The sequence below is a fragment of the Pseudomonas sp. TWR3-1-1 genome, from assembly GCF_049896545.1.
GTDB lineage: Bacteria > Pseudomonadota > Gammaproteobacteria > Pseudomonadales > Pseudomonadaceae > Aquipseudomonas > Aquipseudomonas weihenstephanensis.
In genome coordinates, this window is the sequence record NZ_JAFCUO010000005.1 from 130947 (window position 1) to 150991 (window position 20045).

Below are 20045 nucleotides of genomic sequence, written 5' to 3' on the forward strand. Positions count from 1 at the left end.
TTTGGGGCCTGTCTGCCCTGCCCCACTGTTCAAATTCGAGGCGGGACAAGGGAGAGCGCGTAAATCAAAGGCTGTGCCCCACTGTCCTACTTCTTTTACCTTTTCCTCGTATAAAGAGAGGTTTATAAAAACACGCGTGCGCGTGACACGCGCGTATGTCTGCCCGCTGCGCTCACATGGGCGGGAGGGACTTTTAAGCGGGACGGTGGGACAGCCCGGCAACGACGCGGCCTGCGCCTGACCCACTGCGACACAAAGCAGCGGGACAAGGCGGGCCATAAAGGTGTTCGATGCAATCATCACGCCGCACGCTTCCCGAGCAACAGGCTGGCGATGCACTCATGGGCCTGGTGCAGCCGCTGGTAGTACGTCTCACGACTGCATCCGCAATGGGTGTACTTCTGCGACAAGAAGCTGTCGTGGTTGCAGTAGTGCTCGCGCACCAACACCGACAACTGCGGCGGCAGGTGTTTGTTGACGATCAGCTCGATGTCAGCCGACTCATCGAGCAGCACCCGACTGCCGCGTGTACCGCGTATCAGCTCGCCCTTGGTTTCCATCAGCATGGCAATCATGTTGCCGCTGCCCGTGCCCTCGGGTGATTCGCTGTGCAGGTCTTCTGCCCACAACTTGAGCAAGGTGTCGATGCGCTTAATCAAAGCAAGGCTCCTCGACTATCTCTACCTGCAAGGCCGAGGCGCCGCCCCAACCTTGTGGCTTCTTATAAGCCCAAGGACGCTGCCCGCTTTTAGCCAAAGCTGGCAGGCGCACACGACGCCATCCAAGCCGGTGCATGATCGCGCCGACGCGCATCTGCTCGGGCTTGCCCCAGTGGCCGAAGTCGAGCTTGAGCGCGCTGGCCAACACTTCGCTGCCGCTGGTGGTTTCACCGATCTGTGATTCTTCCAGCCAGTTGAGGATCGGGCCTTCCCACTCATCCACCACAAAGCGTTCATCTTGGGCTTCGGAGAACATGGCGGTTTCGTCGCGATTGACCCACCAGATCTCGTCGGCCTTGTAGCAAAACATCGCCTCGGCCCAGAGTTGGTCGCGCATGTCGCGCAGCAGATCCAGATCGACCTTGGTGCACGCTACGGGCCAATAACGCCGGTTGCCCGTGGCGTCCTTGAGGTATTCGTCCTGGTTGGTGGTACCCACGAAAACACACTGGCGTGGCACGTCATTGGTTCTGCGGCCATAGCTCTCGCGGTAGGTGTCGGTGGATGCCGAGAAAAACTGCTTGGCCTTGGTACTCTCGGCCTTGTTGAAGCTGTCCAGCTCGCCCAACTCGATGATCCACTTGCCCCGGATCGCCTGAAAACCGTCCTTGTCGCCCAGGGCAAACGGCGTGTCCATAAACCAGTCGCCGCCAAGGATGCTCATGGCCGTCGACTTGCCTTCGCCCTGCCCGCCTTCAAGGATCATCACCGAGTCAGCCTTACAGCCGGGACGCATCACCCGTGCCACTGCTGAAATCATCCAGCGCTTGCCGACCTTGGCGCTGTAACCGGTTTGGGCTACACCCATGACTTTGTTTAGCCACGTGTCGAGGCGCGGCACGCGGTCCCATTCCAGTTGGTTGAGGTAGTTGCGCACCGGGTGAAACGAATGGTCGTGAGCCACCACGCTGACGGCCTCGATCACGCTGGAGGCTTTGACCCGCAGATTGTATTGCTGAGCCAGCCACTTCATGACGCGGATGTCGTCGATATCGCCCCAATCACCGGTGCCACCGCCATAAGGCGGCGTGCGCAATTTGACGATTTTTGAGCTGAATGCACTGAAGGCGATCACCCCGGCCCATCTCTCATCGTTACCGAGGATCAGCTCGACGTTTTGCATGTGCGCGATCAGTGAGCCGTTTTCAGTGCGGGCAAGTTGGTCTTTCCAGCCACCGGCTGCAGGCGGTTTGACCACCGCCAACACCTGACGGCGCACAGCGTCCAGCCCTTCGGCACAATGCAGGTCGTTAAAGTCCGTCCACTTGATCTCCCGCTCACCCGAGAAAATCGGGCCGACGACTTGGCCGCCGACGATCAACGCTGCGTTACTGCCCTTCTCTTCACCGGGGTTCCAGGGCTCGCCGTTGGGGCGCTTGGTTTTCCAGTCATCGTCGCGGCACACGATCAACGCACGGCCGGGGAAACGCTCGCGCATGGCTTTGGCCACGGCGCTGAGGTTGCCTGCATCAAACGCAATGGCCACCGCAAACGAGGTGGCCATGTGCAGGCTTGCACCGGTGGCGTAGCCCTCACACACCAACACCGGCTCGCCGGGTTCAGGGTGCGGGCCTATCAGGTGGTAGGCGCCCTCTTTGGACATGCCATGCGGCCAGTAGGATTTGTCGCGGCCAGTGTCTACCTGCTTTTCCGGGTAGATCACTTGCAGGCCGACGATCTGGTCACGCGCGGTGGTCATGGGGATCAGCAATGCCCCGGTGCGCGGGGCATAACGCACACGCATCCCAATGATCTGCTTGCGTTCCAGATAGGCGCTGCGGCCCTTTTCCGGCATGCGTTTGAACAAGCCCGCCGCGCGATTGGCAGCCCGGCGAGCGGCATTGGCGGCAACCTCAGCGGCACGGCGCTTGGCGTCTTCCTGACGAGCACGCATCACGTCGCGCTCCTCCTGACTCATGCGCCCCGGTTTTACTTTGATCTTGTTGCTGTCGCCCGTGCGCCAATCACCGAAGCTGCCGAAAATCAGTAGTTCGTTTTTCTCGGTGCGGTGCTCATGGATCACGTACCAGCCGTTTTTCTCCTTGCCCTTGTCTTGCGTGGTCTTGCAGCGGGTGAGCTTGCCGAAAGTCAGCGGTTGCGCAGGCTCAAGGCCGTGGTCAGCGAATTGACCGAGAACGTCATCGAGCATAACGAGTACCTACTTGTTCATTGAGTTGTTGGCAGGCTGCACAGCGTGTGCAACTGGTGACGGCCAAGCGACGGGCCAAAGGGATAGTTGAATCGCAATCCACGCAGAACTCGTAAGACTCAAACACCGGCAACGCCTTACGCGCTGCCAGTGCTTGATCGATACGTTCCTGCACCAGGTCGTTGGCAAAATCAGCGATGTCAGCCACGGTCGCCACCTCGCGTAGTCGAGTTGACGTAGCAGGCGCGATTAAACAGACCCAGCAGCCCTTGGATACCGCGAAACACTTGCAGGCGGATCTCGGCCAGTTCGCTGTCGTTGACCACGCCGTCGCCAATGCTCTTGGCCCAGGTGTCGGCCAGATCCGCAACCTGACGGAAATACACCGCAAGCCCGGTGGTTAGCGTCTCGGGCATGTCATCGGTATACGCCTCGGCCAACTCCTGCCAGATCGTGTCGCCTACCAATGCGTGCACCGCATCCAGGATGCGGCGGTCTTTGGTCAGCTCCAGGATCTCCGCGAACTCTTGAACGTTCACTGTGTGGCTTGGGTGGGTCGGGGACAATTTATGTTGCAGCGTGGTGGGGTTACGGCCGGTGGTGGCGGCAATGGCAGCAGCGCCGCCGGGGTAGTCGCGTGCAGCGTGGTACAGCGCCAAATCGAGCGGCAAGATTTCGCGTCGCGCTCGCTGGGTGCAACTCAGAGCAATACGGCTCATGGCATTAATCCTTGAATGTTGCCAGTGCCGCGCGGCGTGTTGTGGTGGTACATTTGCCGCGTGGCTTGTAAGGGCCCAAAAAGCCGGCTCGGTCCGCAAGACCAAAACCGGCACCGTGCCGAGGCGAGCGATCCGTCGCTCACCTCTGGCGCAACAGCTGCCAGATCTGTGGTGGAGAAGGCAGCAACCCAAGGCTTCCGAGCCTTGGAAAGCGCGGTTAAAGGGAGGTGGTTTAGCATGTGGTGTGCCCGCCTACCTTTACCGCGACCCGACAGCACTGTGGTGGTGTGTGTCGGGAGGAACTGGGCGGCCTTATGGGTCGCCTTTTTTCTTTCTAATCTATGCAGCCGCTTTATGGGGCGACGATGCCTCTAACAACCATGCAGCTTCAAACGAGTGACCGTTTCTGCTCGCCGCTGCTGCTAACAGCTCGGCATAGCGGGTTTCACCGGTGTAATCAGTCCGAGGCAAACACGCTGCTTGGCGCCATTTGTTCAGCGCCTGATAACTGCGTTTACACACCTTGGCTGCGGCACCGATGCCACCTACAGCTTCAAACGCGAACGCAATGGCATTCGGAAAATCTGCGGGGTTCAGCATGGCAACCTCTACTTATCAACTCGCGGTTGATATTAAACATCAACTGACTTTTGCGCAAGCTCTATGAGAGCCTCAACCTATGGTTGATAAAGATAAGCTACGCGCCGCATTTAGCGCGCGCCTACATGAAGCACTCGACGCCGCCGGGGTTCGCGCCCGTGGACGCGGAGTGGACATTCACAAGCGCCTGAAAAGCGTGGGGGTGAACAAAACTACCCAAGCAATCAGTAAATGGCTGAACGGCGAAGCGATGGCCGAGGCAGACAGCATGGTCGCGCTGTGCGACTGGCTGAAGGTTCGCCGTGAATGGCTGGAGTACGGTGTTCTGCCTAAAGAGCAGATAGGCGAAGGCAATGTTCATCAACTGCGAGTTGGTGACGACAGCAACGTGAGCGGCATGCTTGAACGCTTTGGTAAGGTGCCGCTCATTTCCTGGGTGCAGGCTGGGGCTTGGTGCGAGTCCATCTGCAACTTTGAACCCTATGATGCGGATGAGTGGCTTTCCTGCCCTGTGCCTATTAGTCAGAATGGTTATGCACTCAGAGTCTTGGGTGACTCAATGACTAACCCAGGCCCCGGTAGAAGCTACCCGACTGGCTGCATTATTTTTGTTGATCCAGAAGTGCCAGCCAATACAGGGGATCGAGTGGTTGCGCGGGTTCCACGTACCAATGAAGTGACCTTCAAAGTACTGGTAGAGGATGCAACACGGTTTTATCTGCGCCCGATCAATCCGCAATATCCAATCATTGATATTACGGAAGAGACGCATATTTGTGGAAAGGTGGTTGGGTCGTTCATACCTGAGTAGCAGTCGCTAAAACAGGCTCATCATGCACATGTCCTTCAGTATAAATTTCAATCAGAAAACCAAGCTTGGCTTTCAAGGCATTTAGCTTGTTCAAGGATGTGTTTAAATCAATTTCACCCGACATATATGCTGAGTTATGCACCACCAAATTCCTAATAGAATGCAGGTGCGCTATTTCTTCAGACACCTCCTTATCTATCACACCATCCTTGAGTAGGCCCAATGCGAAAACCGCAGCACTAAAACGTTCGCGTTTTGTAATACTAAGTCTACCCACCTCGCTATCAGAAAGATAAGCCAACTTAAAGATCAACTCATATACTGCATTCCACGCCACTATAAAATCACCAACAACCGCACTCATTGAACTTGCAATATTCTCAGCCACATCTTCCTTCTGCTCACTTGAAACTTGAACCTTGTCCAAATCCAAGCCTTCTAAAGCCTGCACTAATTTATCTTTAACTTCTTTTGCTAATCGACAAATTTCAGAGTAATCCGCCGATGTCATAAAGTTATTATGAGCAACGATGCACCTTAGAATATATAGCCTTTCCCAACGCGGTTGAAGGTAGTCACTTTTGCAGTCAACAATTGGCGAGAAATATCTTTCCCAATTTGATCTAGGAACAAGTTCTTTTAACTCATCCAATTGGAGCTGATCAATATTTTCCACAACACTAAGCTTCTCAACAAGAGTCCTAGAATTAGCTGTAGAGTATTCTTTAAAAAGGAAATTTGATAACTGTATAAAGTCTGCCTCATACAGATAATTCTGACTTATATCTCGCTTGTTTTTTAATGATTCGGACACTTCCCTAGGTACTGCATCCTTTGTCCATGCAAGGCCAACTGTTATCAACATAAATTTGGTAATGAGCTTGCGCATCATATTTTCCAACTCATGTATGATAGGGTACGCTAAAGCTGACAATTCACTGCTGGTATCATCCCATAATACTTCTGGTGGCTTATCACTTGCCTTTGTAAGCAACGCTCTTACAGATCGCAAAAGACACTTAAAAGAATCAAGATACTTCGCATCATCACACCCAAGCTTCACATGAAAGTATCTTTGAGCACCGTCAACAATTTCACCATATTGAACATCATAACTAAAAATTACTCCTTCAAATTTTATCTTCCCAGGTGTAATTTTTATATTATCATATGACTGAATAAGATTATTAAAAGATGGTATAGATTTGCAGAAGTTCTCTTTAGATCTAATTACCGAAAGGTATTCCACCTTATAAACATCCATGATCTAAGACTCAGCAATGAATTTGTAGTGCCATTATTTTGGCATCAAAAGCTATAGCGTCGCAATCCAAGAATTTTCGAGGCCAGAATTATTGCTGTTGACACAAATCAACCTGTGGTTGATATTTGCTTCACTCTCCCACCACAGAGCGAGGCAGCACCATGCACACCACAGCAACCCTGCACGTCCATCCAACGTGTGCCAGTAACCGTCGACTGATCGAGCAGCTGCAAATCACCACCGGCTGCTTGGTCGTCCTCCATAACCGCAAGCCCAGGCTTGTACCGAACAGCAACCGCCCTGCCCCCTTCGATCCGAACAACGGAGGGCATGCGGCATGAATCGCCTTTCCCTTCCGGACAACACGCTTCGCCTGCTGGCTGCCCAAGTCAATTTGAACGGCATGTTTAACCACACCTGCCGCTTCAAAAACATCAACCAGCCGTGGAGTTTCGCTCTCCAGGTTGAGCGCGCACCGACCGGTACGCTCTTTACCATCATCACAGGCACCGAAAAACACAGCCTGACGGTGTACGACACCGATCAGGACACGTGCCGAGTGCTGGCGGACTTCATTGAATGCATCGCCCACGGCTGCATGGACACAACCGAACCGGCGACACGCCGTGAGAATACGGAGTCTGTCGAGCGCGGCCAGTTACTAGATGGCATGCAACACGAGCAGTTGCACCAGTTGGTGCGTAACGGCGGCTCGTTGCTGCTCGATATCGGTTTCGATGAGGACGTCCGAGTGGCTGTGCACCGCACCCTTAGCCGTAAGGGCATCACAGCGATCATCGTCGCCGGCGACACGTGCCCACATACCCAGTGCTTTACGGCCTATGGCGACGAGCAACACTGCGTTGATCGGCTGATGCAGTCCCTCACCCACTTGGCTGCGTCGGTGGTTCCTGCCGCGCTCGCCGCTTAGGAGGTGGTATGGAACGCACCCTCGCCAAAGCGGCCGCGCACCTGGGAACAACGCGGCCCAAGCTGATCAAGTTGATGCGCGATAAAGGCTTGCTCAATGACCGTAACTTGCCCGCCTTCCCGGTTCGGGATCGCGAGTTTTTACGGGTCAAGGACAGCAACTGGTTCCACGCTGAACTCGGCATGCAGTACAGCCAGTCGACCCGGGTACGTCAGCCCGGTATCGCATGGCTGGCCGACCAGTTGGGCCTGGCCCTGCCACCGATTGCGGCTGACCACCGTGACGTGGCCTAGGGAATACGCGCGGCAGATCGTGGCCATGCCGACACGCGAGGAGCGCAACGCAGCGCTCCTTGAAGTGCCGGAGCATTTGCGCGAACTCACCAAGCGCCACTGCCTGAACGCCTGGAATCATCCGACCCGTCGCCCACCCAAAACGAGCGCGCCCACCCATGAATAACGCCAACCAAAGCCCGCTGCGGCTAGTGCCAGCACCGGACGCGGCCACCGTTGAGCTGCTGTATCGCAACTTCGGTGACGTGCTGATCCCCCTCGACAAGCTGCGCGAACAGTACTTTCGCTACCTGAACGAACAGTCGTTCATCGCAGAAATCATCAGCGGCCGGATTCAACTGCCCATCACCACACTCGACAGCAGCCGCAAGGCCACCAAGTTTGCTCACATCAAACACGTGGCCGCCCTGATCGACATCCGCGCCTACAAGGCGGACGAAGAGATGGGCAAAGCGCACAGCGATGCGGCTGAACCCAAAAACTGAGCCAACGCTGCCACCACCAGCCAAGTACCAGGAGCACACCACATGACTTCGACACAGATTTACGCGCTGATTTTTCTGGCCTTCAACGCGGCCTTTTTGTACTGGACCGGCTACAAGACCGGCCTGGCCGATGGCCGCAAACATCAACACGGTGCCAGCACCCGGAGGAAAGCGGGATGATGCCCTCACAGACAAACACCCCAACCGCGCCCGCTTTGCTCTGCATCGAAAGCGGGAGCGACACGCCTGTAAAAAACAGTCTCTGTTGCGCAGCAACAGGCGTTATTAACGCCCTTCGCGCCACTGCGGGAGTGCTTATACCCCACGTAAAGCTGCGCCGGGCAGCGCGTGTTGATGCAACGCTAAACGCTCAAAACCGCCCGCTCGCGCAGCTTGTGGTGGGGTATGGGCACCAAACAATATCAATTGAATCTCTATCAGCAGCCGACGTTCAGGCGGTGGAACTATGAATACTCAATTTCTGCTACTTGCGCAGTATGGCGGCCAGGCAATCATTCCTCTTGAGCGAGTGTGCGCTGACTACTTTAGCCATCTGACACCCGAAAAGATGAAGATGAAAGTCGCAGCAGGCCAGATTGACCTGCCACTTGTAGCCATCGAACGCAGCCAAAAATCAGCACGCGGGGTTCACCTTGCCGACCTGGCTGCCTATCTGGATACCCAGCATGCACGTGCTCGTACGGAGCATGACAAGCTGATGCGCAACTCTAGTCTACGCCGCGCTTCTTGATTCGCTTCCGGGCCTCAATGATGGGGCCCGTTACTATCGTCTCCAGCCAAGACCAGTTTTCGTAAGGATCGCCATTCCCTTTCAAGTGCGTATATCTGCGCATTGAATTCCAGTCCCGGTGGCCAGATACAGAGGCCACTTTCGGGATATCCCAGCCCATTTCAAATAGGCGGCTGACACCATCGTGGCGAAGGTCATGAAAGTGCAGGTCATCGATCTCAAGAAAGTGGCAGGCTCGGGTAAAGGATGCCGAGATAGACCGTGAGTTGTATGGGAAGACATCCTCTGCAACTTTAGGCATCGACTGCATGATTCGCCACGCTTCATCCGGGACATGGCACCAAACGTCATTGCCGTACTTCTGACCCGGATTCTTCATATCAGTGATCAGAACCATCTGGCGCTGTTCATCTAAGGCATTCCATTTGATGCGCGTGATTTCTTCCTGTCGACGCGTAGAGAACAGCGCAAAGGCTGTCACCCGAACCATGTCTATTTCCTGCTTGCGCCGGTCTCGCATCTCACCGAAGTATTGAAACAGCTTATCCAGCTCTTCAAGTGTTGGGCGACGGTTCCTTTCCTTGCTGCGTGTCACCGCGCCCATCTTGCGCAATACCTTGCGCGCATCGGGCATGGCCATTGGATCGATGTCATAGCCCCACGCTGGCCGCGCCACAGAAAGCACGGCACCCAAGTGAGCCAAGTCATTGCCCACGGTCTGCGCCTGTATGCCATCGTTCGTCATTCGTCCATCAGCGTACTCCACCAGCTTCTGACTGGTGATCTCTCTATCCTGCAGCTTGCCTAACCAGGTTTCACCGATAGCCTTGAGTGTGGCGCGCTTGGTCTTCCCTAGCGGCCTCAGCTTTTCGTACTCCAAAAGGTAGCGGTCGATCATCTCCTTGACCGTCACACCTGATCGATTGGCCCTCTCGATTGCTCCAGGAACTGACATTTCAGTTTCGACACGCTTAATCCAAGCCTGCGCGGTCGCCTTGCGGTCGAACGTCTGGCTTTCCTGATAAACTGTCACACCCTTTTGCATGATGCGGATCTGCGCGGTGTAACCCGTCGATCCATCTCTGCGCTTGCGAACGGTGATAGTGCCCATGATTTTGCTACACGAATATTCGGATTTGCTACATTGTAGCAACGAGCATTCAAAAACAAGCAAAAACAGCGGTAAACAGTAGTGAATGAGAGTTACCCGAATGCACACCAAACCCGCAGAAAACCTAGCCTGCCCACTAGATTCGGTATCTAGGAGGTTTTCTGTTGCACCTATGATGGATTGGACAGATCGTCATTGTCGTTTCTTCTTGCGACTGCTGTCTAAAAACGCTCTTCTTTATACCGAAATGGTGACCACTGGCGCGCTCCTGCATGGCGATGCGGAGCGGTTTTTACGTCACGACGTGTCTGAGCATCCACTGGCTTTACAACTCGGCGGCAGCACTGCCACCGATTTGGCGGCGTGTGCACGTTTGGCGCAAGAAGCAGGTTATGAAGAGGTCAATCTTAACGTCGGATGCCCAAGTGATCGGGTGCAAAACAATATGATTGGCGCATGTTTGATGGCGCATCCCGCGCTGGTGGCCGATTGCGTGAAGGCGATGCGCGACGCTGTGTCTATCCCTGTAACGGTTAAACACCGTATCGGGATTAACGGACGCGATAGTTATGCCCAGCTGTGTGATTTCGTCGCAACTGTGCGCGAAGCGGGTTGCAACAGTTTTACAGTGCATGCCCGCATCGCCATTCTTGAAGGACTTTCGCCTAAAGAGAATCGCGATATTCCACCGTTACGCTACGACGTGGCGGCGCAGTTGAAGACCGACTTCCCTGACCTGGAGATCATTCTCAACGGCGGGATAAAGACACTTGATCAGTGCATCGATCATTTGCAGGTCTTTGACGGCGTGATGCTGGGACGCGAGGCTTATCACAACCCGTACATTCTGGCCGAGGTCGATCAAAAATTGTTTGGTTGCACACAGCCCGTCGTGACCCGCGCTCAAGCATTAGCCTTGCTGCGACCCTACATCGCCGAGCATATCGGCGCAGGTGGTGCGATGCATCACATCACTCGACACATTTTAGGATTGGGCCAAGGCTTTCCTGGCGCCCGTCGTTTCCGCCAGTTGTTGTCTGTGGATATTCACAAAGCCCAAGACCCACTGGCGCTGCTTGATCAAGCAGGTGAGTTGCTGGAAGGCCGATAAACGATTAGATACAAAAAAGGAGCCGCTCCTGCACTGAACGGCTCCTTTTTTTGCGCATGTGCATCAATGTCGCTCGAGGGCATTGACCAAATCATGGAACGCTTCGCGATTGGTATCGTTAAGGCTCATCAATATTTTGTGTGCTTCGAGCACTTTGACTTTCACAATCTCTTCGGACTGGTCCTGCGAAGGCAGATCTGTCAGGCAGTCAGGGCACGGCAAGGGCGTTTCAATGATATTGAAAACCTGATCGAAACCCATAGATTGCAACAGCCGCGTGATGTCTTCGTGAGTGGTCACCACTGTCGGTAACAAGCCCACTTTCTGGCGAGACAAAATGGACAGTTTCGCCAATAAACCCAGCGTGGTGCTGTCGATGCTGCGCGTCTCGGTCAGGTCGATCACGATGGCCGAAAAGTTCAGCGCCGTGAAGATCCTCTCGATGGTTGCGTCCAGTGCTGAACACAAGGTCAGGCGCACTTCACCCACAAACTTCAGGACGAAGGTGCCATCCTGTTCGGCAAACTGAATTCTACCGGTACTCATTTAAGATTCCTGCTTAACACTAACAAGGCGATATCATCCGGCATCTCCCCGAGCGTAGCTAAACCAAACACTTGGCGCAGGCCGTCCAGGCTGCCACCCGCTGCTTTTACCAATTGAGGCAAAGCGGCTTCTTTCTCTTTGAGCGTCTGCTCGGTCAAAAGATCCAAAATGCCGTCCGACATCAGCGTAAGGCTGAAGACGTGCGGCAATGTCATTACATGATCTTCATACGTAGCCTCATTGAACAAGCCTACTGGCAATCCGCGACCTTGCAAGTATGCAACGCTGTCGGGCGTATAGAGCACCGGCAACGGCAGGTGCCCGCCAATGCTATAGGTGAGCGTGCCGGTCTCTTCATCAATGACGCCGCCAACCATGGTCACATGCTTACCGAGCTTGCAGTTGATTAGCCCGCGATTGATATGCCCCAGCACCTCTGACGGCTTGAACTCCGGCAATGTGCCGTTGCGTTTGGACTCAAACAACAAACGCGTGGTCATGAACTTGAGCAGCACGGTGACAAAGGCAGAAGAAGCACCATGTCCCGAAACATCTGCCAGATAAAAGGCAACACGCCGCTCGTCAACCCGGAAGTAATCGACAAAATCGCCTGATAAATACAAGGAAGGAATGATCTGATGCGCAAAATCGAACGCATCAATCGACCAGGGGCTGGGCGGCAGCATGTTCATCTGAACTTGGCGACCGGCGTTCTGATCTTCTTGTAACAAGTGCAAGCTGGCTTCGAGTTCGCGATTGGTCGACTCAAGCTTGTCGCGATAACGCTGGTTTTCAAGCAGCAATCTGGCCCGGTCCAATGCCCGATGAACGGAATGTTCAAGCACGGCCAGGTCTTCGAGTGGCTTGATTAAATAATCCGCCGCGCCCAGACGCAGCGCTTCAACCACATCACTCATGACGCCCGCGCCAGAAATCACGATCACTGGCGTTATGGCCGACTGCTGAGTCACCTGGCGTATCAGTTCCAGGCCACCCATTTGCGGCATCCGCAGATCACAGATGATCAGGTCTGGCTGCTCTTGCTCAAACACCTGAAGGCCCTGCAAGCCGTTGCTGGCCTGGAGGATGCTGAATCCGCTGTCTTCCAGATAGGCCGCCAAACTGGCGCGCACGACTTCGTCGTCATCAATGATCAGCAGCGTGGCACTGGTTTTTGGCATGTGGGCAAACGGCGCCAGAATGAGGTTGGCGTATAAGCCCGGATAAAAAAGGCTTAACGACTGAATGTAGGTTTGAACACCCTAAACTCAAAATGAGCATTGCTCAATCCTACAAAGGTGCGTGTGTAAGGCGCAGACGGTACTCCCATCCGCGGGGGGTTTCAAGCTCAGCCCGATAGCGGCCTGCAACGCTCAACAGGTTAAATTCCCCAAGGTTATAAGAACCCTGCCAACGGCTACTAAAACCGAGGTCAAGAAGCTGAAAAAGGCCCCGAAGGGCCTTTTAGAATGACGGTGAAAACGGCTTAAAAGTCGTCTTCAACCTGCCCGTCTTTAACTTTGAATTCACGGTTTTGCAGATAAGCGTTGCGAATGAACACGTACTTGTCACCGGTGATCAGTTTTTCTGCCGACAGCAAGCTGGCGCGCGTATCGATCACGTCCATCCCGATCGCCATGTTGCGCGCCGGGATGTCATTCATGTAACGGTACGGTTCGGCGTAGGTATCCGGGTAAATGGCGACCGCATCACGCACGGTGCTTGGGCCCAGCAACGGCAGCACAACATATGGGCCGCTTGGTACACCCCAGTGACCCAGGGTCTGGCCGAAGTCTTCATCGTTGCGTTGCAGGCCCATCTTGGTGCCAACATCAAAGAAGCCGCCCACACCGATAATGGTGTTCATCAACACGCGCGCGGTGTCTACCCCGGCAGCATGTGGCTTGACCTGCAACACGTCGTTGGCCAGGTTGCGCACGTCACCGATATTTCGGTACATGTTGTGAATGCCATCTTCGAGAAATTGCGGGGTGATGAATTGATAGCCTTGGGCAATTGGCTTCAAGGCATAGGTATCCAGCGTGTCGTTGAACTTGAAAATGACACGATTGACCCCTTCCCACGGGTCATCTTCAGTCGCTGCATGCGCGGCAAATGGCAACATGGCCACACCGGCAAAGAGGCACAGTTGAGCGAGACGATCATTCCAGCGCATAGCAAAAAACTCCTTGGTAGCACTAATACTCGGGCGCTATGCCCTGGTTCTGGGCGGTAGTATAACGGCAATTGCCAGACAGACAGCCCCCTAAAATAAACATCCTGAGTTCAGCACCGGCTTGTGCACCGACAAATGCCCTGTTCACTGCCAGGTATCTAAGGGCAAAGAGCGCTGAACACCGTGTTTTCCTGTGAATGTGATAGAGATCATGCCAATCGGGCATCAGTGGATTAATCTAAAGACCCGCTTGATCGACCTTTTGTTCATTACAACGGTCTATCTAACAGCCTCTCAATAAAGGATGAACGCTATGCCTGCCCGCGAACTGCAACAACAACTCGACGCCCTGCGCGAGCAAATCGATCAGAACCCGCCCCTTTCTCAAGAAGAACGCGTCCACCTTAACGATCTGGCACAGAAAATTGAGGCTCAGCTCAACCTCGAGTCTGCAAGCAACGACACCAACCTTGCCGACAGTGTCAACCTGACGGTAGAACGCTTCGAACTTGACCATCCAACCTTGGCCACCACATTGCGTAACATCGTCCAGACCTTGGGCAACATGGGCATCTAAGTTCACCGCAGCCCGCAAACAATAAAGCCCCGACTCATCCGAGCCGGGGCTTTGTTTTGTCACTCAGGCGATCAAAGACCGGTTTGGCCGCTCATTGCCAAGTCCAGCAATTCACGGTTGGCGACTGCATACATCGCGTAGTCATTGCCCGTGGCGGCACGCAAGTCCACCAACATGGAGCGCCAGCGCTCCACCATCGACTGATTTTGCTCAAGCCACAGCGCCAGACGCGCCTCGATGCTGTCGCCAGCATCCGTCATCTGCAAGACCGAAACAGTAATCGCACGCTGCTGCCAGTCAATATCGTCCCGGAAGGCTTCACGAGCCAGCGCCTGCCAGTTGTTTTCGACCGGCAGATTGCTGATCTGCTGCAAGTACCAGGTCAAATCCAGCGCACTGCCCACGGCGAAATACGCCTTGGCCACGTCCGCCGCATTTTGCCCGGTCACATCTGATGCCTCGATAATCGGCAGCAAGGTGTACAGGTGCGTAGTGCCCGCCACCATGCGCGCCAACAGCTCTGGCACGCCCGCTTCTACGTAAGCCTGGTAACGGGTCTGCCAGCCCTCGCGCGTCGGGCCTTCCAGCAATTCATCGAGTTTTAGGCCCAGCGCAGCCAGGTGCGGGCCGAAATGCGCTACATCGCGCGCGGCATCCAGTTCATTGCGACGGCTGCGCAAGAACCAGCGGGTTGCACGGCGGCCCAGACGCATCAGCTCATCCATCAGCGCCATCTGAATCTCAGCCGGCACTTGATAGTCCAGCGCTTCGATCTGACGGAACCAGTGCGGGAGATGGAAAATGTCGCGCACGATCACATAAGCACCCGCCACATTGGCTGCACTCATGCCGGTCGACTCTTTAAGCCGCTCGACAAAGGTGATGCCCATGTGATTGACCAGATCGTTGGCGATCTGGGTGCTGACGATTTCGCGCTTCAAACGGTGACGGCGCATGGCGTCGGCGAACTTGCTCACCAGCATCGGCGGGAACGCCGTTTCCATGTCACGGGTCAGGTAATCATCATCGGGCACCTGCGAGTTGAGCAGCGCCTCCTTGAGATCAATCTTGCTGTACGAGATCAGCACCGACAACTCGGCACGGGTCAGACCATGGCCCGCTGCAACGCGCTCGTTGAGCTGCTCTTCAGATGGCAGGAACTCAATGGCACGGTCAAGCTTGCCACGGGCTTCCAGATCGTTCATCAGACGCTTGTATTCAGCGATCCGCTCATAAGCACGTCGCGCTGCCAACGAGATGGCTTGCGTCTGCTTATAGTTGTTGCCCAAGACCAGGCCGCCGACTTCGTCAGTCATGCTGCCCAGCAGCTGGTTGCGCTGCTTCTCGGTCATATCGCCCGCCTGCACCACTTCATTGAGCAGGATTTTGATATTCACTTCGTGGTCAGAGCAGTCCACGCCGCCCGCGTTGTCGATGAAGTCGGTGTTGGAACCGCCGCCGTTGAGGTTGAACTCAACACGCCCCAGTTGGGTCATGCCCAGGTTGCCGCCCTCGCCTACCACTTTGCAGCGCAGCTCGTTACCGTTGACGCGCAACGCATCGTTAGCCTTGTCGCCTACATCGGCATGGCTTTCGCTGCTGGCCTTGACGTAAGTGCCAATGCCGCCGTTCCACAACAGGTCGACTGGCGCCTTAAGCAAGGCATTGAGCAATTCGGTGGGGGTCAACTTGTCGGCAGTGATTGCAAAGCGCTCTTTCATCTCAGGCGAGATGGCGATGCTTTTCGCGCTACGCGAGAAGATCCCGCCGCCTGCCGACATGATGCTGGTGTCGTAATCTGACCAGGCCGAACGCGGCAGGTCGAACAGGCGTTGACGCTCGGCAAAGCTGTTGGCCGGCTGCGGGTTAGGGTCGATAAAGATGTGCAGGTGGTTAAAGGCGGCGACCAGTTGCAGCTTGTCGGACATCAACAAACCGTTACCAAACACGTCACCGGCCATGTCGCCCACGCCGACCACACTGATGCTGTCTTGCTGAACGTTAATCCCGCGCTCTTTAAAGTGGCGCTGAACGCCCACCCAGGCACCTTTGGCGGTAATGCCCATTTTCTTGTGGTCATAACCGGCCGAGCCGCCCGAGGCGAACGCATCGCCCAGCCAAAAGCCGTAGTCGATCGCGATGCCGTTGGCGATGTCGGAGAACGTAGCAGTGCCTTTGTCGGCTGCCACCACCAGGTACGGATCATCGTCATCATGGCGAACCACGTTCAAAGGCGGCACCAACGCGCCGTCTTTCAAGTTGTCGGTGATGTCCAGCAGACCGGAAATAAAGATCCGGTAGCAGGCAATCGCCTCAGCCTGAACCTCATCCCGACCGCCGCCCAGAGGCAGGCGACGCGGTACGAACCCGCCTTTGGCGCCCACCGGCACAATGACCGAGTTCTTCACCTGTTGGGCTTTAACCAGGCCCAACACTTCCGTACGGAAGTCTTCTTCACGGTCCGACCAGCGCAAACCGCCACGCGCTACGTTACCGAAGCGCAGGTGCACACCCTCAACCCGTGGCGAATAAACAAAGATTTCGAACTTCGGCACCGGCTTGGGCAGTTCAGGAATCAAATGCGGATTGAACTTGAAGCTGAAATACGAACGGTTTTGACCGTTGGCATCCGGCTGGTAGAAGTTGGTGCGCAACGTGGCCTTGATCAGGTCCAGGTAGCGACGCAGGATGCGGTCTTCGTTGAGCACTTGAACGTCGTCGAGCGCTGTCAAAATCGCCTGTTCCAGACGCTGCTGCTTGTCTTCGAGGTCTTCACCCGTGAGCTTGCGCGCCAGATAGAAGCGCGTCTTGAACAACCGCGTCAGCTCGCGGGCGATGTCGGTGTGGTTGTTCAACGTGCTGGCGATATAGCCCAGATCGAAACCCAGGCGGATTTGCTTGAGGTAACGCGCGTAGGCCCGCAGCAACGCTACATCGCGCCAAGGCAGGCCGGCCGTCAGCACCAGACGGTTGAACGCATCGTTTTCCGCGTCGCCACTCACGATGTGCACGAACGCGTCTTGCAGCGTGTCGTTGAGCTGCTGAATGTCCAGATTCAAGCCTTCGCCCGCGGTAAAGGCGAAATCATGGATCCAGAATTCACGGCCATTGACGTGGCGCAAGCGGTACGGAAACTCGCCCAGAACGCGCAAACCGAGGTTTTCCAGAATCGGCAACACGTCGGACAGCGCCAACGGCGTATCGGCGTGATACAGCTTGCAGTGCAGCTCTTGCCCGGCGCTCTGGCCCAGCGGCTGATAGAAGCTCATGACCAGCGGGTTCTTGTCGCTGAGGCTCATCAGGTGTTGCATGTCGACCACGGCCGAGTGCGCGGCAAAGCGCTCGCGGTAACCTGCCGGGAAACCTTTCGGGAAATCGGTCAGCACCTTGGTGCCATTGGCTTCGCCGAAGCTTTCAACCACCAGGCTGGCGTAATCGTCCTGCCAGCTGCGGCAGGCTTGAATCACTTCTTTTTCCAGCAACAGCGGATCAATGTCGATCCGGTTTTTAGGATCAACCCGCAGAATCAGTTGCACGCGCGCCAGTACCGACTCCGAGAAGAAGGTCCAGAATTCGCAGTCCGATGCTTGCAGGCGGTCCATCAGCACTTGTTGGATTTTCTGCCGTACTTCAGTGGAGTAGACATCCCGCGGCACATAGGCCAGGCAGTAGCAGAAACGGCCATACGGGTCTTTACGCAGGAACACGCGAATCTTGTTGCGTTCCTGGATCTGCACAATTGACATCACCGTGCTGAACAGCTCATCGACCGGAGTCTGGAACAGGTCGTCGCGCGGCAGGACTTCGACTACCTGCGCCAATTCTTTGCCCAAGTGTGCCTTGGGCTGGAAACCCGAACGACGCTCTATTTCAGCCACTTTGCGACGGATATACGGGATTTCACGCACGCTCTCGCCGTACACCGAAGAGGTGTAGAGGCCCATGAAGCGACATTCCTTCACGACGTTGCCGTCAGCATCGATCTGGCGGATCGACACATAATCCGGGTACGCCGGGCGATGTACACGACTGGGGTGCGCGGCTTTGGCAAACGACAGCAACGTCGGTTCGCGCAGGTAGCTCACCGCATAATCTTCGATGCGCAGGTCTTCAGGGGTCAGCCCGGCGCGCAGCAGCTTGGTCAGGCCAAGGAACGAATTCGGGTCATATTCGATATGCCCGCCATCCGCTTCGTCGCGTACTACAAATTCTTCATAACCGAGAAAGGTGAAATGGTTGCCGACCAACCATTGCAGGAAACTCTTGATCTCGGCTTTTTCATCTTCGGCCACCGCGTACTGGCAGCTATCAATGCTCGACAGCAGCTCTTGGACTTTGGCTTTCATCGGCTCAAAATCGGCCACCGCGATGCGCACTTCACCCAGAACCTGTTCCAGTTCTTTGCTCAACACATTCAATTCAGCTGTATTGGAGCAGCGATCAATCTCCAGATACATCAGCGACTCTTGCGATATACCTTCGCCCTGCGTGCCCTTGGGCAGTATCTCCAGCAATTCGCCCTTGCTGCCACGGCGAACGCTCAACACCGTGGTTTGCAAGGTATGGATGCTGTAGCCGCGACGGTTCAGCTCGGTGCGTACCGAGTCCACCAGAAAGGGCAAATCGTGGTGCAGCACTTCAACCGCCGTGTGGGTCGACTGCCAGCCATGGCGCTCATAATCAGGGTTGTAGACCCGCACTTGGGGCTGGGTCGGATCGAAACGTTCAAGCAGGCGCCAGGCCGACAGCGTACAGCCGGCGAGGTCGGACATGCGACGTTGCGTGAGTTCATCCAGAGAAATGATGCCGAAGAATTGTTCAGCAAACAGCGCCACTTGTGGCAGTGCCTGTTCACTGATGTGCTGGGCCAGTGCCGCTTGCAGTTGATGCTGGAAGTCGGCCTTGCTGGCTGCGGTGAAGAACGCCATCTGTGGTACTCCGCTTGGGCTTGTTATTGAGAGACGCGTCGCGTGCTATTCCCGCATGGGGAGCTGCCAGTACTGCGCACGGCCTTCGGTTGGCAATTGACCGTGAATCATCAGCATGACAGGGAGGTGAAGCTGGCCGCGACCCAGGGGTCACATTCACGTTCCAGGAAGGGTATCTACAAAAACGACTGCCGGACTGGCCGACTGTGCCTTTAGAGATAGCTATCCCGGATGCAGCTTAACGAGTGAGCTGTGCGCACTGCTTGCGGTGCTGCGACATATTCGGTCATCAGGATGCAACCTCATGCACGGTGAATGAACAACCCTAGCACTGCGAAACGATAAATCCCCACAGAAAAATCTGCTTATCTGTTGTCAGACTGCGAAATGACTGATCGGCCACGGCCGTCCGCACGCCCTGCTTTGACATTCAGATCAGCACAAAAGTGCGCAGGCTGGCAAAATCGCGGTTTGATTGCTTTACACGCGCGCAGCGCCAGGAATGCCCCATGAAAATGACCACCGACCACTTGCTGGCCAACCCATGCGATGAAGAAGAAGACAACATGGCAATGCTCTGTTGTATCAGCGCGCCAAACGACATGTTCGTGATGAGTCGCTACCCGGACGAAGATGAACTGGATATCACCCTCAATGACGAGTTTTCGTCGCTCGACGGGGTGAAAGTGACACTAAGCCCTACTCGCCTGCTGATCGAAGTCGCCGCCGATGACACGGATGTGTTCAATGGCGATGATCATCTGGAAATCACTCACGGCACCGATGTTTCGTGCCTGGCCGACGTCGAGCAAACCCTGATCAACATCCTCAAAGGCACCGGCACCTACGTCAGCGAGCTGAGCTGATCAGCCTT

Annotated in this window: 21 protein-coding genes; 10 read left to right on the forward strand and 11 right to left on the reverse strand. The window is 55.3% G+C overall.

What is annotated here, in order from left to right; all coding sequences use genetic code 11:
• Positions 1-299: 299 nt before the first annotated feature.
• The 5 genes from ACP7A4_RS13290 to ACP7A4_RS13310 all read right to left on the reverse strand — a co-directional run bounded on the left by ACP7A4_RS13290 (position 300) and on the right by ACP7A4_RS13310 (position 4187).
• The gene (locus ACP7A4_RS13290; protein ID WP_169837198.1) at positions 300-659 is read right to left on the reverse strand and encodes a hypothetical protein; all 360 of its coding nucleotides are present in this window, start codon (positions 657-659) and stop codon (positions 300-302) included.
• On the reverse strand, positions 652-2868 hold the full coding sequence (locus ACP7A4_RS13295; RefSeq protein ID WP_426247311.1) for a VapE domain-containing protein: 2217 nt from the start codon (positions 2866-2868) through the stop codon (positions 652-654). Before ACP7A4_RS13295 ends, ACP7A4_RS13290 begins: the two co-directional genes overlap by 8 nt.
• Positions 2858-3076: a TraR/DksA C4-type zinc finger protein gene (locus ACP7A4_RS13300; RefSeq protein ID WP_170047835.1), complete on the reverse strand. Its 219-nt coding sequence runs from the start codon at positions 3074-3076 to the stop codon at positions 2858-2860. The genes ACP7A4_RS13295 and ACP7A4_RS13300 overlap by 11 nt, the downstream gene beginning before the upstream one ends.
• The gene (locus tag ACP7A4_RS13305; RefSeq protein WP_169836235.1) at positions 3069-3587 is read right to left on the reverse strand and encodes a phage regulatory CII family protein; all 519 of its coding nucleotides are present in this window, start codon (positions 3585-3587) and stop codon (positions 3069-3071) included. The genes ACP7A4_RS13300 and ACP7A4_RS13305 overlap by 8 nt, the downstream gene beginning before the upstream one ends.
• 339 nt (positions 3588-3926) lie before the next feature.
• Entirely contained in the window at positions 3927-4187 is a 261-nt protein-coding gene (locus ACP7A4_RS13310) for a hypothetical protein (protein WP_426247314.1), read from the reverse strand.
• Positions 4188-4266: 79 nt separating this feature from the next.
• Here ACP7A4_RS13310 and ACP7A4_RS13315 point away from each other — a divergent pair, with 79 nt between their 5' ends.
• On the forward strand, positions 4267-4998 hold the full coding sequence (locus ACP7A4_RS13315; RefSeq protein WP_426247316.1) for a LexA family protein: 732 nt from the start codon (positions 4267-4269) through the stop codon (positions 4996-4998).
• On the opposite strand, the gene ACP7A4_RS13320 is transcribed toward ACP7A4_RS13315, so the two are convergent.
• Positions 4985-6262: a hypothetical protein gene (locus ACP7A4_RS13320; protein ID WP_426247318.1), complete on the reverse strand. Its 1278-nt coding sequence runs from the start codon at positions 6260-6262 to the stop codon at positions 4985-4987. The two genes, ACP7A4_RS13315 and ACP7A4_RS13320, sit on opposite strands and share 14 nt — an antisense overlap.
• 337 nt (positions 6263-6599) lie before the next feature.
• Between ACP7A4_RS13320 and ACP7A4_RS13325 the strand changes: the two genes are divergently transcribed.
• From ACP7A4_RS13325 to ACP7A4_RS13350, 6 genes are all read left to right on the forward strand, one after another.
• Positions 6600-7193: a hypothetical protein gene (locus tag ACP7A4_RS13325; protein WP_426247320.1), complete on the forward strand. Its 594-nt coding sequence runs from the start codon at positions 6600-6602 to the stop codon at positions 7191-7193.
• A gap of 8 nt (positions 7194-7201) precedes the next feature.
• The gene (locus ACP7A4_RS13330; protein ID WP_426247322.1) at positions 7202-7486 is read left to right on the forward strand and encodes a phage antirepressor KilAC domain-containing protein; all 285 of its coding nucleotides are present in this window, start codon (positions 7202-7204) and stop codon (positions 7484-7486) included.
• Positions 7487-7511: 25 nt separating this feature from the next.
• A complete protein-coding gene (locus ACP7A4_RS13335) occupies positions 7512-7652 on the forward strand; it encodes a hypothetical protein (RefSeq protein WP_169964868.1) in 141 nt (46 codons plus the stop codon).
• On the forward strand, positions 7645-7971 hold the full coding sequence (locus tag ACP7A4_RS13340) for a pyocin activator PrtN family protein (protein ID WP_426247324.1): 327 nt from the start codon (positions 7645-7647) through the stop codon (positions 7969-7971). The genes ACP7A4_RS13335 and ACP7A4_RS13340 overlap by 8 nt, the downstream gene beginning before the upstream one ends.
• A 42-nt stretch (positions 7972-8013) precedes the next feature.
• Positions 8014-8151 carry a hypothetical protein gene (locus ACP7A4_RS13345; protein ID WP_156466854.1) on the forward strand — a complete coding sequence of 46 codons (138 nt, stop codon included), beginning with the start codon at positions 8014-8016 and terminating at the stop codon, positions 8149-8151.
• Between the two features lie 286 nt (positions 8152-8437).
• Positions 8438-8722, forward strand: a complete 285-nt coding sequence (locus tag ACP7A4_RS13350) for a pyocin activator PrtN family protein (protein WP_047275453.1) — start codon at positions 8438-8440, stop codon at positions 8720-8722.
• On the opposite strand, the gene ACP7A4_RS13355 is transcribed toward ACP7A4_RS13350, so the two are convergent.
• Entirely contained in the window at positions 8700-9833 is a 1134-nt protein-coding gene (locus ACP7A4_RS13355; protein WP_426247326.1) for a site-specific integrase, read from the reverse strand. The two genes, ACP7A4_RS13350 and ACP7A4_RS13355, sit on opposite strands and share 23 nt — an antisense overlap.
• A gap of 100 nt (positions 9834-9933) precedes the next feature.
• Here ACP7A4_RS13355 and dusA point away from each other — a divergent pair, with 100 nt between their 5' ends.
• Entirely contained in the window at positions 9934-10944 is a 1011-nt protein-coding gene (gene dusA, locus ACP7A4_RS13360; protein ID WP_426247328.1) for a tRNA dihydrouridine(20/20a) synthase DusA, read from the forward strand.
• A gap of 63 nt (positions 10945-11007) precedes the next feature.
• On the opposite strand, the gene rssC is transcribed toward dusA, so the two are convergent.
• The 3 genes from rssC to ACP7A4_RS13375 all read right to left on the reverse strand — a co-directional run bounded on the left by rssC (position 11008) and on the right by ACP7A4_RS13375 (position 13666).
• Positions 11008-11490, reverse strand: coding sequence for an anti-sigma factor antagonist RssC (gene rssC, locus ACP7A4_RS13365; RefSeq protein WP_048364970.1), 483 nt, complete (start codon positions 11488-11490; stop codon positions 11008-11010).
• Positions 11487-12671: a two-component system response regulator RssB gene (gene rssB, locus ACP7A4_RS13370; protein ID WP_059763287.1), complete on the reverse strand. Its 1185-nt coding sequence runs from the start codon at positions 12669-12671 to the stop codon at positions 11487-11489. The genes rssC and rssB overlap by 4 nt, the downstream gene beginning before the upstream one ends.
• 305 nt (positions 12672-12976) lie before the next feature.
• A complete protein-coding gene (locus ACP7A4_RS13375) occupies positions 12977-13666 on the reverse strand; it encodes an MlaA family lipoprotein (protein WP_059763288.1) in 690 nt (229 codons plus the stop codon).
• A 313-nt stretch (positions 13667-13979) separates the two neighbouring features.
• Here ACP7A4_RS13375 and ACP7A4_RS13380 point away from each other — a divergent pair, with 313 nt between their 5' ends.
• Positions 13980-14243: a DUF4404 family protein gene (locus ACP7A4_RS13380; protein WP_426247331.1), complete on the forward strand. Its 264-nt coding sequence runs from the start codon at positions 13980-13982 to the stop codon at positions 14241-14243.
• Positions 14244-14314: 71 nt separating this feature from the next.
• Here ACP7A4_RS13380 and ACP7A4_RS13385 read toward each other — a convergent pair whose 3' ends face one another.
• A complete protein-coding gene (locus ACP7A4_RS13385) occupies positions 14315-19171 on the reverse strand; it encodes an NAD-glutamate dehydrogenase (RefSeq protein WP_059763290.1) in 4857 nt (1618 codons plus the stop codon).
• A 509-nt stretch (positions 19172-19680) separates the two neighbouring features.
• On the opposite strand from ACP7A4_RS13385, the gene ACP7A4_RS13390 reads away from it, so the two are divergent.
• Entirely contained in the window at positions 19681-20037 is a 357-nt protein-coding gene (locus ACP7A4_RS13390; protein ID WP_059763291.1) for a hypothetical protein, read from the forward strand.
• Positions 20038-20045: the final 8 nt, after the last annotated feature.